Source organism: Aliiroseovarius sp. B-4 (genome assembly GCF_056857795.1).
Genome location: NZ_JBSXNV010000035.1, coordinates 56,350 through 68,849, shown reverse-complemented (window position 1 = coordinate 68,849; position 12,500 = coordinate 56,350). Strand labels below are relative to the sequence as shown.

The 12,500-nt window shown below is 59.2% G+C and carries 13 protein-coding genes and 1 riboswitch; all 13 genes read right to left on the bottom strand.

Annotation, left to right across the window (positions count from 1 at the left end; translation table 11 throughout):
* Nucleotides 1-9: 9 nt before the first annotated feature.
* Complete coding sequence (locus tag AC13C8_RS08230) at nucleotides 10-654, bottom strand: phosphoribosylanthranilate isomerase (RefSeq protein WP_482847004.1); 645 nt, start codon at nucleotides 652-654, stop codon at nucleotides 10-12.
* Between the two features lie 10 nt (nucleotides 655-664).
* Entirely contained in the window at nucleotides 665-1,015 is a 351-nt protein-coding gene (locus AC13C8_RS08225; protein ID WP_091428483.1) for a LapA family protein, read from the bottom strand.
* Between the two features lie 9 nt (nucleotides 1,016-1,024).
* Nucleotides 1,025-1,306 (bottom strand): integration host factor subunit beta, encoded by a 282-nt coding sequence (gene ihfB / locus AC13C8_RS08220; RefSeq protein WP_091428481.1) that lies wholly within the window; start codon nucleotides 1,304-1,306, stop codon nucleotides 1,025-1,027.
* A 279-nt stretch (nucleotides 1,307-1,585) separates the two neighbouring features.
* Entirely contained in the window at nucleotides 1,586-3,265 is a 1,680-nt protein-coding gene (gene rpsA / locus AC13C8_RS08215; RefSeq protein WP_281242420.1) for a 30S ribosomal protein S1, read from the bottom strand.
* A gap of 248 nt (nucleotides 3,266-3,513) precedes the next feature.
* Nucleotides 3,514-4,143: an NAD(P)H-dependent oxidoreductase gene (locus tag AC13C8_RS08210; protein ID WP_482847003.1), complete on the bottom strand. Its 630-nt coding sequence runs from the start codon at nucleotides 4,141-4,143 to the stop codon at nucleotides 3,514-3,516.
* Nucleotides 4,144-4,244: 101 nt separating this feature from the next.
* Nucleotides 4,245-4,850 (bottom strand): (d)CMP kinase, encoded by a 606-nt coding sequence (gene cmk / locus AC13C8_RS08205; RefSeq protein WP_482847002.1) that lies wholly within the window; start codon nucleotides 4,848-4,850, stop codon nucleotides 4,245-4,247.
* Complete coding sequence (gene aroA / locus AC13C8_RS08200) at nucleotides 4,847-6,199, bottom strand: 3-phosphoshikimate 1-carboxyvinyltransferase (RefSeq protein ID WP_482847001.1); 1,353 nt, start codon at nucleotides 6,197-6,199, stop codon at nucleotides 4,847-4,849. Before aroA ends, cmk begins: the two co-directional genes overlap by 4 nt.
* Nucleotides 6,200-6,341: 142 nt before the next feature.
* Nucleotides 6,342-7,070 carry a tRNA (guanine(46)-N(7))-methyltransferase TrmB gene (gene trmB / locus AC13C8_RS08195; protein ID WP_482847000.1) on the bottom strand — a complete coding sequence of 243 codons (729 nt, stop codon included), beginning with the start codon at nucleotides 7,068-7,070 and terminating at the stop codon, nucleotides 6,342-6,344.
* A gap of 81 nt (nucleotides 7,071-7,151) precedes the next feature.
* On the bottom strand, nucleotides 7,152-8,318 hold the full coding sequence (gene metK, locus AC13C8_RS08190) for a methionine adenosyltransferase (RefSeq protein ID WP_091428465.1): 1,167 nt from the start codon (nucleotides 8,316-8,318) through the stop codon (nucleotides 7,152-7,154).
* Between the two features lie 6 nt (nucleotides 8,319-8,324).
* Nucleotides 8,325-8,374: riboswitch (SAM-SAH riboswitch) on the bottom strand.
* 33 nt (nucleotides 8,375-8,407) lie between these two features.
* Complete coding sequence (gene lnt, locus AC13C8_RS08185; RefSeq protein ID WP_091428463.1) at nucleotides 8,408-9,934, bottom strand: apolipoprotein N-acyltransferase; 1,527 nt, start codon at nucleotides 9,932-9,934, stop codon at nucleotides 8,408-8,410.
* On the bottom strand, nucleotides 9,927-10,829 hold the full coding sequence (locus AC13C8_RS08180; protein WP_091428462.1) for a hemolysin family protein: 903 nt from the start codon (nucleotides 10,827-10,829) through the stop codon (nucleotides 9,927-9,929). Before AC13C8_RS08180 ends, lnt begins: the two co-directional genes overlap by 8 nt.
* A gap of 35 nt (nucleotides 10,830-10,864) precedes the next feature.
* On the bottom strand, nucleotides 10,865-11,359 hold the full coding sequence (gene ybeY / locus AC13C8_RS08175) for an rRNA maturation RNase YbeY (RefSeq protein WP_482846999.1): 495 nt from the start codon (nucleotides 11,357-11,359) through the stop codon (nucleotides 10,865-10,867).
* Between the two features lies 1 nt (nucleotide 11,360).
* Complete coding sequence (locus tag AC13C8_RS08170) at nucleotides 11,361-12,413, bottom strand: PhoH family protein (protein ID WP_091428458.1); 1,053 nt, start codon at nucleotides 12,411-12,413, stop codon at nucleotides 11,361-11,363.
* Between the last annotated feature and the right edge of the window lie 87 nt (nucleotides 12,414-12,500).

The following is a 12,500-nucleotide window of genomic DNA, read 5'->3' as shown; positions in this document are numbered from 1 at the left end:
TCACTCCCCTTAAGCGGCGGCTTGTGCGGCGGCACAGAAGGCCGCGATCAGCCTGTCATCCTTGATCCCCGGCGCGGATTCAACCCCCGACGAGACATCAACTTGTTTGGCCCCGGTCAGCCGAATGGCCTCGGCGACGTTGTCCGGCGTCAACCCTCCGGCCAGCATCCACGGGCACGGCCAGTATTTGCGTTGCACGAGCCGCCAGTCAAACGAGATGCCATTGCCTCCGGGAAGGTCCGCGCCCCTCGGGGCCTTGGCGTCGATCAGCAACTGGTCTGCCACCCCGGCAAAAAGTTCTATCTGCCCGACATCGTCAGGCCCGGCAATTCCAATGGCCTTCATCACCGGCAGACCGTAACGGGCTTTGACTTCGACCACACGCTCCGGGCTTTCCGCCCCGTGAAGCTGCAACATGTCGACCACGGTTTCCGACACGATCCGGTCCAGCAGCACGTCATCGGCATTTACCGTCAGTGCGACCTTCGCCACACCAACCGGCACATCGGCCATCAACGCGGCGGCGTGTCCAACCGACACATTGCGTGGGCTTTTCGGAAAGAACACGAACCCCAGATAGCGCGCACCTGCCGTCACCGCAGCATCAACATGCCTCGGGTCGGACAGCCCGCAGATTTTTACACTTGCGCACATGAGGTTCAGATCACTTGGTGTCGTCGATCAGGGCCAACACATCGTCACCCGTGCGCGTCTTGGGGTCGCGCAAGGTCTTTACCTCGCGCGCCAACTGATCCCGTTCCTTGCGGGTGCGGGCACCTTCAGCGCGGATCTTGTGTTCCCGGAACCATTCCCAGACGAAGCCGATCAGCACGCCCGCAATGACGCCAGCGAAGATCACGACGAAAAGCGGCAGGGTCATTGACCAGCTATATCCCAGGAACCCGGAAAGTTCCTGAGGCAGCAGATTCAGAGTTACAGTCGCCCGATTTGCCAGCGCGACTGTGATCAGGACGACCGCAAGGGTCGCCAGAAATGCGTAACGGATGTATCGCATAGATACCTCTTACTTGCCGTTCAAACGGTCCCTGAGCAGCTTGCCGGTCTTGAAAAAGGGAACATGCTTTTCCTCGACCTCGACCGACTCACCCGTCCGGGGATTGCGCCCGATACGAGCATCCCGTTTTTTGACGGAAAATGCGCCAAAGCCGCGCAGTTCAACCCGGTCCCCCTTGGCCATCGCTTCAATAATCTCTTCAAAGATCGTGTTGACGATGCGCTCAACGTCGCGCTGATAAAGGTGCGGGTTTTCATCCGCGATCTTCTGGATCAATTCCGACCGGATCATTCTGGTCCCCCCAATTGGCTATGTAATGGATTTTGCATCCTTATTCTGTCACGGATTATAGGAGCAAACCGCCGCGCGAGATACAAGCATTGCCATGCTGAACGAGCAATTTTGGCGGGAAACGCGCGATTTTTTCGGGATTTTCGGGCCGATGCCGCAGTGGCAAATCACTTCGGGGTCGCAGCCGCCGTTTTGTTGCAGCGCAGCATAAGCCGTTGATTCGACGCAAAACAGCCCCGCGCATAGCACGGGGCTGCTTCTGGATCTTCAGGGCCGGACTTAGTTGTCCTGTTTCAGTGCGGCGCCCAGAATGTCGCCCAATGATGCACCCGAATCCGAGGAACCGTACTGTGCGACGGCTTCTTTTTCTTCCGCGATTTCGCGCGCTTTGATCGACAGACCCAGACGGCGCGATTTCGAATCCACGTTGGTCACGCGAACGTCGAGTTTGTCACCGACCTGGAAACGTTCGGGGCGCTGTTCGGCACGGTCACGCGACAGGTCCGAGCGGCGAATGAAGGATTTCATGCCTTCATATTCCACTTCGATACCGCCATCTTCGATCGAGGTCACTTCAACAGTAATGATCGAACCACGCTTCACGCCACCAATCGCGTCGGCGAAGGGATCACCGTCCAGCGCTTTGATCGACAGCGAGATACGCTCTTTGTCGGTGTCCACTTCCGAGACAACAGCCTTGACGATGTCGCCCTTCTTGAAGTTCTGGATCGCGTCTTCGCCACGTTCGTCCCACGAGATGTCGGACAGGTGAACCATGCCATCAATTTCGCCGTCGAGACCAATGAACAGACCGAATTCGGTGATGTTCTTGACTTCGCCTTCGACTTCGGTGCCCTCGGGGTGCGTTTCTGCAAACACTTCCCACGGGTTGCGCATGGTCTGCTTGAGACCAAGCGACACGCGGCGCTTGGCGCTGTCGATTTCCAGCACCATGACTTCGACTTCTTGGCTTGTCGAAACGATCTTGCCGGGGTGAACGTTCTTCTTGGTCCACGACATTTCCGATACGTGCACCAGACCTTCAACGCCCGGCTCCAGTTCGACAAACGCACCGTAGTCGGTGATGTTGGTCACGCGGCCCGTGTGGGTCGATTCCAGCGGGTATTTGCCAGCAACCAGATCCCAAGGATCGTCTTGCAGCTGTTTCATACCAAGCGAGATGCGGTGGGTTTCCTTGTTGATCTTGATGACCTGAACTTTGATGGTCTCTCCGATCGTCAGGATTTCCGAAGGATGGTTCACACGGCGCCACGCCATGTCCGTGACGTGCAGCAGACCGTCAACACCGCCAAGATCAACAAATGCACCGTATTCGGTGATATTCTTGACGACACCGTCAACTGCCTGGCCTTCGGTCAGGTTACCGATGACTTCCGCACGCTGTTCGGCACGGCTTTCTTCCAGAATGGCACGACGCGACACAACGATGTTGCCACGGCGGCGGTCCATTTTCAGGATCTGGAATGGCTGCTTCAGACCCATCAGGGGGCCAGCGTCGCGCACCGGGCGCACGTCAACCTGGCTTCCGGGCAGGAACGCAACAGCGCCGCCCAGATCGACCGTGAAGCCGCCTTTGACGCGACCGAAGATGGCACCTTCGACACGTGCGTCGTCGGCATATGCTTTTTCCAGACGGTCCCATGCTTCTTCGCGGCGGGCCATCTCGCGCGAGATGACGGCTTCGCCACGCGCGTTCTCGGCGGAACGCAGGTAAACTTCTACCTCGTCACCAACTGCGATTTCAGGGGCTTCGCCGGGGTTAGCGAATTCTTTGACATCAACGCGGCCTTCCATTTTGTAGCCGACGTCGATGATGGCTTGGCCGGCCTCGATGGCGATGACCTTGCCTTTGACAACCGAACCCTCTTCGGGGGTGTCCATTTCGAAGCTTTCGTTCAGGAGGGCTTCGAATTCCTCCATGGTTGCTTTAGCGCACATATGCGATTTGTTCCTTTACAAGTGCTATTCGGGCCGTGCGGTTGGCTCCGCAGGTCTTGGATTTTCCAATTTGGTCAACAGGTTAGCCGCAAAACAAAGAGGGCCGGCATCTCCGACCCTGCTCGTATCCCTGCTATCGCGGTGTTTTCACCTTGTCGACAGAGGCGGGAAATACGGGGATTCTGCCAATAAAGCAAGGGGGATTGCAAAGATCCCCCTTGTTTTACAGAGCGTTCCCAAATGCGCGATCAGTCGATCCGGCGCAGGAAACGCTCGTCTGGCTTGCGGACTTTCTTCAGCGGCAACAACCAGTCGCCGCTTTCGTCACGATAGCCAAGCGGCAGCAACACAACAGACCGCAGACCTTGTTCGCGCAGACCAAGGATTTCGTCGACTTTGGCAGGGTCAAACCCTTCCATTGGGGTGCTGTCAACTTCGACTTCCGCAGCCGCCGCAAGGGCAAAACCCAGCGCGATATAGGCTTGACGGGCTGCGTGTTCGAAATTGGTCTGCGCGTCGCGCGGCAAATATGTGGCTTTGAGTTTCTTGTAATACTGGCTCAGCATCGGGTTTTCGGCACCGCGTTCTTCCGCCATCTGGGCCGTTACGGCATCGATGCGGTCTTCGGTGTAGTTGTCCCACGCCGCAAACACCAACAGGTGCGAGCCTTCGGTGATCTGTGCCTGATCCCACGCAACGGGACGAATTTTCTGGCGAACCTCGTCATTGGTAATGACCAGAACTTCAAATGGCTGCGTGCCCGACGACGTTGGCGCAAGGCGGATGGCATCCAGAATTTTGTTCAACTTGTCTTCCGAAACCTTTTTCGTGGGGTCCATCTTCTTGGTGGCATAGCGCCAGTTCAATTTGTCGAGCATGTCTTACCTGTCCGTTTTTTGTCGGATACATTCCGATGAACAAGACAGCTATGAACCCACATTAACGGTGGCAACCAGCGCGCCCACATGCCTGCTATGAGCTATCGGCATGCCTCGATCACCGCCACAGCTTTCGCGACAGCTTGGTCGATCGACATTTCGGATGTGTCGATGGTAATTGCATCATCGGCAGGTTTCAGCGGCGCTTCGGCGCGGTCGCTGTCGCGCTTGTCGCGATCGATCACATCGGCCAGCACGTCTTCGCGTGTGACGTCCAGACCCTTGTCGGCCAGTTCAAGATAACGTCGCTCGGCACGCACTTCGGCGCTGGCGGTGACAAAAAGCTTCGCTTGCGCATCCGGGCAGATCACGGTGCCGATATCGCGCCCGTCCAGCACGGCCCCACCATCGCGGACCGCAAAGTCGCGCTGGAACGTGACAAGCGCCGCGCGCACGTCAGGCAGGACCGCAACCCGGCTGGCAGCCTGCGCCACCTCGGGAGTGCGCAAATCGCCCTCAAGATCCTTTGGAGTCAGCGCCTTCGCTGCCTGCACCGGATCACCGCCCGCCAGCACTTTCGCCCCGACCGCCCGATACAGAAGCCCCGTGTCCAGATGAGCGAACCCGAAATGCGCGGCCACGGCCTTGGAAATTGTGCCTTTTCCCGCAGCGGCAGGTCCGTCTATGGCAACCGTGAACCGGGTCATGTGTTCGTCCTGACCAATTGGGCACCCAGACCCGCCATCAGAGGTTCGAACCCCGGGAAACTGGTGGCGATCGGACTGCCATCGTCCAGATGGATGGGTTTCTGCGATGCCATGCCAAGGCAGGCAAAGCTCATCGCGATGCGGTGGTCCAGCACCGTGGCAACGGTAGCCCCACCACGCACGCCCTCCGGTCCCATCCCATCCACGGCCCACCAATCCTCGCCTTCTTCAACCACGACGCCAGCGGCGCGCAAACCCTTGGCCATGGCGTCGATCCGGTCACTTTCCTTCACACGCAGTTCATGCACGCCGGGCATGTTGGTGGTGCCGGTGGCGAAGGCCGCGACGACCGACAGAATCGGGTATTCGTCAATCATGCTGGCGGCCCGTTCCGGGGGCACCACTATGCCTTTCATATGGGGCGAATAGCGCGCGTGCAGATCGGCGACGGGTTCGCCACCCTCTGTGCGCTCGTTCTCAAACGTCAGGTCCGCGCCCATGTCTTGCAGTGTATAAAACAGACCGACGCGGGTCGGGTTCAGCCCGATGTTGGGCACCAGCACCTCTGATCCCGGCACAATCAGCGCAGCGCAGACCGGAAACGCAGCCGAGCTGGGGTCACGCGGCACGACAATGGATTGCGGCTTTAGCTCCGGCTGGCCGGTCAGGGTGATCACGTGACCTTCGTCGGTGTCTTCCACGGTGATCTCGGCCCCGAAACCTGCCAGCATCCGTTCGGTGTGGTCACGGGTGGCTTCTTTTTCGATCACCACCGTCTTTCCTGGCACGTTGAGACCGGCCAGCAGCACAGCCGATTTTACTTGCGCAGACGCCATGGGCGTGGTGTAGCGCACCGCGACCGGTTGGCGTGCACCCACGACGGTCATGGGCAAACGGCCCCCGTCACGCCCGTAGCTTTGCGCCCCGAAAAGTGCGATCGGGTCGGTGACACGCCCCATCGGACGCGCCCGTAGAGAAGCGTCGCCGGTGAAGGTAGCCGTTATCGGTTGTGTTGCCATCGCGCCCATGATCAGGCGCACGCCGGTGCCCGCGTTGCCACAATCAATGACTTGTTCAGGTTCGGCAAATCCGCCCACGCCCACCCCGTTCACACGCCATTCGCCCTCGCCCACGCGTTCGACATCAGCGCCAAAGGCGCGCATTGCATCCGCGGTGCCCAGCACATCCTCGCCTTCCAAAAGACCGGTGATATGAGTTTCCCCCACCGCCATCGCACCAAGGATCAGCGAACGGTGGCTGATCGACTTATCGCCTGGCACGCGCGCCTCGCCCTTCAGCGGGCCGCATTTGCGCGAGGTCATGGGGATGGCAGGGCCGTGTCCGGACATGTGTCTTCTCCTGTAATCTGCGAATTCTGATAGCGTAGACATTTGGGTGAAGCCAGAGCGAAAGGGGCCTTGCCCCTCGGCCCCTCGATATTCGAGTGGCCTCACCCCAGGATATTTTGGGCCAGAAGAAACACCGGGGTGGTCAGAGCCGGCGGAAGGTCAGATAGTGCGGGATGCGCCCTTCGCGCAGGGCTTTTTGCTCGTAGCGGGTCGAAATCCAGTCGTCCCAGGGATCGCGCCAGTCCGAGGGGCGTTCGTCCAGCCATTCAAAGCCTGCGCGCGGAACCTCTTCCAGTGTTTGGCGCACGTAATCGGGGATGTCGGTGGCCACGCGAAACTCGGCCCCCGGTTTTAACACGCGGTGGAAGGGGTTGAGGTATTCGGGCGTGACGAAGCGGCGGCGGTGGTGTCGTTTCTTGGGCCATGGGTCCGGGTAGAGCAGGAAGGCTTTGTCGATGCTGTGCTCTGGCAGCACGTCAAACAAGTCACGCACATCGCCGGGATGCACGGCAATGTTCTCGCATCCCGCCTTGCGGATCTTGCCCAAAAGCATGGCGACGCCGTTGATGTATGGCTCGCAGCCAATAATCCCCACCTCCGGGTTGGTGGCGGCCTGATGCACCATATGTTCGCCGCCGCCAAAGCCCGTTTCCAGCCAGACGGGTTTGGCGTCGAAAAGGGCATTCAGGTTAAGCGGAGTCCGGTCGGGATTATCGTCCCAATCGACCGCGCCGGGACTGAGGGCGGCGAGATCCTTGTCCAGGTATTCCTGCTGGCTGTCACGCAGGCCTTTGCCCTTCAGGCGGCCATAGAAATTGCGCCACGGCGCGCCCGAGCGGTGCTTGTTCTGTGTGGGGTCATCTTGTGTCATGGCCGCGGCTATGCCGTGCAAGGGGCGGCCGCGTCAAGAGACGGGCCGCCCTTTGGCGTTCATTCACAATGGCGATCCCGGTCATACGGCCTTTTGCAAGGCATCGACGAGATCGGTCTTTTCCCAACTGAACCCGCCATCTGCATCGGGGGCGCGACCAAAATGGCCATAGGCGGCAGTACGTTCATAGATCGGCTTGTTCAGGCCAAGATGTTCGCGAATGCCACGGGGGGTCAAATTCATGACTTGATCTATCGCCCTCTCTATCTCTGCTTCGTCAACCTCGCCGGTGCGGTGGGTGTCCACGAGAATGGACAAGGGGTGGGCCACGCCGATGGCATAGGACAGTTGCAGCGTGCAGCGTTTCGCCATGCCGGCAGCCACGATGTTCTTCGCCAGATAACGCGCGGCATAAGCGGCCGAGCGGTCGACCTTGGTCGGATCCTTGCCGGAAAACGCGCCGCCGCCATGTGGCGCCGCGCCACCATAGGTGTCTACGATGATCTTGCGGCCCGTCAGACCTGCATCGCCATCCGGGCCGCCGATCACGAACTTGCCGGTCGGGTTCACGTGCCAAACAGTATTATCCGTCAACCAGCCTTCGGGCAGCACGTCGCGAATATGCGGGGCCACACGTTCGCGCACGTCATCCGGGGTCATCGAGGCATCCAGATGTTGCGTGGACAAAACAAGCGATGTGACTTCGACCGGCAGGTCGTTCTCATACCGCACAGAAAGCTGTGATTTGGCGTCCGGACCCATCCAGCCTTCGGTGCCGTCTTTGCGCAGTTCTGCCAGTCGACGCAAGATGGCGTGGCTGTATTGCAGCGGTGCCGGCATCAGGTCGTCGGTCTCGATCGTGGCATAGCCGAACATGATGCCCTGATCGCCCGCGCCTTCATCCTTGTTCTGGGCGGCGTCCACACCCTGGGCGATGTCTGCGGATTGCGCATGCAGGAAACTGTCGACGTTCAGGTTGGCCCAATGGAACCCTTCCTGTTCATAGCCGATGTCGCGGACACATTCGCGCGCGATATCTTCCACTCGCTGGATCACGCTGGCCGGGCCGCGCACCTCGCCGCCGATGACCACGCGGTCAGTGGTGGCGAAGGTTTCACAGGCCACACGAGCTTGCGGGTCTTCAGTCAGAAAAGCGTCAAGGATGGCGTCCGAGATGCGATCACAGACTTTGTCGGGATGGCCTTCGGATACGGATTCCGAAGTGAAAACGTGGTTCTTACGTGTCATGAAAAGTGCTCCGATGGTTAAGCCCACACCACGTCAGGAAGCCGTTGTGGCGGGATATGCCTTGGCGTTACATGGCAAACCGACTGCGGTCAACGCGCTTTTACGACGCGCCGCGCAAACAGGCCGCACAATGCAACAATGATCAGCACCGCCAATGGTATGTCACCATAGCGAGAATACGGCGTCGGTGGCTCGGCACCCGGCAGGCGCGCATCCAGAAAGCCCGCTTGCCCCAACGGTATTGTTGCGCGCAACTGACCGCGCGGGTCGATCACCGCCGATACACCCGTATTGGCAACCCTGATAACGGGAAGGCCAAACTCGATCGCGCGATAGCGGGCCTGAGCGAGGTGTTGGTAGGGCATCGAATAGTCGCCAAACCACGCATCGTTGGTCGCATGTAAGATCCAGTCGGCCCGCTCGGGTGCCGACCGGATATCGCGCGGAAACACCGCCTCGTAGCAAATGAGCGGCAGGACTGAGCCTGCCACCCCAACATCCAGCACCTGCGCGCCCGGACCCGCAGAATAACCATTTCCGACGCGCGAAGCGAAAGCACTTATGCCAAATTGCTCTAGCCAATCACCAAGCGGGATATATTCGCCAAACGGCACCAGATGATGTTTGTCATAAGTCGCCTGAACCTCGCCGGTCGGGCCAACAAGCGCCAGACTGTTGAAATACTGCAACCCATCGCCGCGTTGCACACCGAACATGACCAGCGCACCCTTTGCCGCTTCGGCAATATCGACGCGCAGAGTGTCAGTCCATTCCAGCAAGGTAGGAACGGCTGTCTCTGGCCAGATCACCAGATCAGGGCGAGGTTGCCCGGGCGCCGGGTCGGCAGCGGTAAAATCAATCTGACGAGTGACGAAATCATAGGCGTAGCGGGGATCCCATTTAAGGTGTTGCGGCGCGTTCGGCTGAACAAGTCGCAATGTTGCATCGCGATCCGCGGGTAACTGCTTCTGCCCCCGAGACACGCCGATGGTCAAAGCGCCCATCGCGATGACCGCACCCAGCGTCAACAGTATGAGGCGCGCGCGGAGACCCTGTCCCTGCTCCACAATTTTCGCCATCAACGCCGCCATGAATAGGGTCAACGCCCCCAATCCGCTGGCCCCGATATACGCGGCCAATTGAGCAAACGGCGTCTCGATCCAGACATGCCCCGGATTGCCCCAGGGAAACCCGGTAAACAGCCATCCACGGATCATCTCGGCCCCGGTCAGGGCCAGCGCAAGCGACAACCAGTGCAGAGAAGTCGGTGCGATACGATGCGACAGGCCCGCCGCAATAGCCCAGAGAAGCGCAAGACCCGCCGCCATGAATAAAAGTGCGAAAGGTGCCATCCAGCCGTACCGGGCAGCATCAACCAAAAAGGGTTCAACAAGCCATGAAAGCGTCACGCCGAAATAGCCGATGCCCAGACCCCAAGCGCGTAATGCGGCTTGCTTCGGACGGTCGCCTTTCAGGATGATGTAAGTTGCAGCGGCAAGCCCGATCAGGGTGAATATGGGCCAGTCAAACGGGGCGTGTCCCAGCGCAGCCACAGCACCCATGATGCTGGTGGCGATCACCGCCCGGACAGATGCCAGACGGCTGGGCTTAGTCATCGCGTTTCGCTGGGATCCGAACGCGTAGACGTTTGATCCTGCGCGGGTCTGCGTCAACAACCTCGATCTCGGGTCCGGCTGGATGTGCGATCACCTCACCGCGCGCGGGGACGTGACCGGACAACACAAACACCAAACCGCCCAGCGTGTCGACCTCTTCATCATCGATGTCTTCGCCATGAAGGCCAAACCCGATTTCCGCTTCAAATTCGTCCAGAGGCGTCTTGGCCTCGGCCAGATAACAGCCCGGTTTCTCTTCGATCCACAAAGCGCCTTCTTCAAGGTCGTGCTCATCCTCGATCTCGCCAAGCACCTGTTCGATCAAGTCCTCAATGGTTACAAGCCCGTCGACGCCGCCATATTCATCGATAACCAATGCCATGTGAATCCGTTCTGTCTGCATCTTCTGCAACAGAACACCAATCGGCATCGAGGGTGGCGCATAGAGAAGCGGGCGCAACAATTTGCGCAACGCGAAGACCGGTATCTTGACACCCGCATTGCCGTTGAAGCCGTAATTCAGGGCAAGGTCTTTCAGGTGAACCAGCCCGATTGGCGTGTCCAATGTGCCGTCAAACACGGGCAGTCGCGTCAGACCACTTTCGCGAAACAGCGCAACCAGTTCGTCTTTTTCAATATCCAACGGGGCCGAGACGATCTCTGCCTTGGGAACCATCACATCCTCGACCCGCATACGGCGCAGGTTCATCATGCCAGGTGTGACAAATGGGGACACGCCGTTTGCGACAGCGGGTGCGTTCTGAGGTGGCTCGTTCACCGTATCCGAGGGGCTGAGTGCCCCAACGATACGACCGAAAAAACCGGTCCTGCTACTTTCGGTTTCACTTGGCGCGCTCTGCGCTGCCTCAGAAGAACCGTCTTCGGTGTCGCCCATCTTTCCTTTTCCATATTCGCGCGAAATTGCGCAGGTTATCCTTCATATGGGTCTGAAATGCCCATCTTGCCAAGGATTTCAACCTCCAGCCCCTCCATCAGGGCTGCATCTTTGTCGTCTATGTGATCATAACCCAACAGATGCAACATCCCATGGACCAACAAATGGGTCACATGAGCGGGGAATTTCTTACCCTGAGCAGCAGCTTCGCGCTGACAGGTGTCATATGCAATGGCTATATCGCCGAGTTCCGGGTCCGATGGCGGATGCGGTGCGCCGCCGGGCTGGTCGGTCGCCCGATCTTCGGACGGCCAGGACAGAACGTTGGTCGGCGCGGGATTTTTGCGAAAGTCACCATTCAGCGCGGCGATCCGTGTATCATCACAGGCCAGCAGACTGACCTCGAACACCTCGCCGTCGGGCGGCGTCAGGGATAGATGATCGGTCACGGCCAGCGCTGCCTGACCAGCCAACAGGTCCAGTTCCGCCGCTATCCAGCGTTCATCTTCGATCACCAGTTCAACGTTCATATCAGCGATCGCGCCGCTCGCGCTCTGTCTTTTTGGCCATCGCTTTCTGCGCCGCCTCGTCATAAGCCTCGATGATCCTGGCGACAAGCGGATGGCGCACAACGTCTTTCGAGGTGAAGTAGTTGAATGCGATCTTGTCGATGCCTTTCAACAGTCCCTCGGCGTCACGCAACCCGCTATCGACACCACGTGGCAGATCAATCTGAGTGCGGTCGCCGGTGATCACCATGCGCGAGCCTTCGCCCAGCCGGGTCAAAAACATCTTCATCTGCATGGTCGTCGCGTTCTGCGCTTCATCCAGCACGACATAGGCGTTTGCCAAGGTGCGCCCGCGCATGAAGGCCAATGGCGCGATCTCGATCCGCTTTTCTTCGATCAGCTTGGCCACCTGTTTACCGGGCAGAAAATCATTCAACGCGTCGTAAAGCGGCTGCATGTAGGGATCGACCTTGTCCTTCATGTCGCCGGGCAGATAGCCCAGCTTTTCGCCTGCTTCCACCGCCGGGCGGCTAAGGATCAAGCGATCCACATGCCCCCCCAGAAACATGTTCACGCCCACGGCCACGGCCAGATAGGTCTTGCCGGTGCCAGCCGGGCCAATCCCGAAGGCCAGTTCGTTCTGAAACAGGTTCTGAACATAGGCTTTCTGCGCCTCGGTGCGCGGTTCAACGGTTTTCTTGCGGGTCTTGATCTCGACCGCGCCACCCTTGAACATCTCCATCTGGTCGCCGTCGCGGGTGCCGGTGCCCTCGTCCGACCCGCCCATGCGAATCTCGGCGTCGATGTCACCGGCTTCGATTCCCTTGCCGCTTTCCAGACGCTGATACAGTGCTTGCAACACTTCGACGGCTTTCGTGCGCGCACTGGCTTCGCCAAACACGGCAAGCTGATTGCCGCGTCGCACGATCTGCACGCCCAAATGGCTTTCGATATGGGTCAGGTTTTTGTCAAACTCACCGCACAGGTCGATCAACAGGCGGTTGTCGGGAAATTCAAGCAGCGCTTCTTCGGCCGTCGAGGCGTCGGGCGCAGCGGTCAGGTTTTCAAATCCCAATACGGGGTCTCCTGGTCAGGTCCTATGGGGTGATGGTGCCAAGTGCGGAAGGCGGGCGCAAGCCCCCTTCGAAAATCTTCACGAATT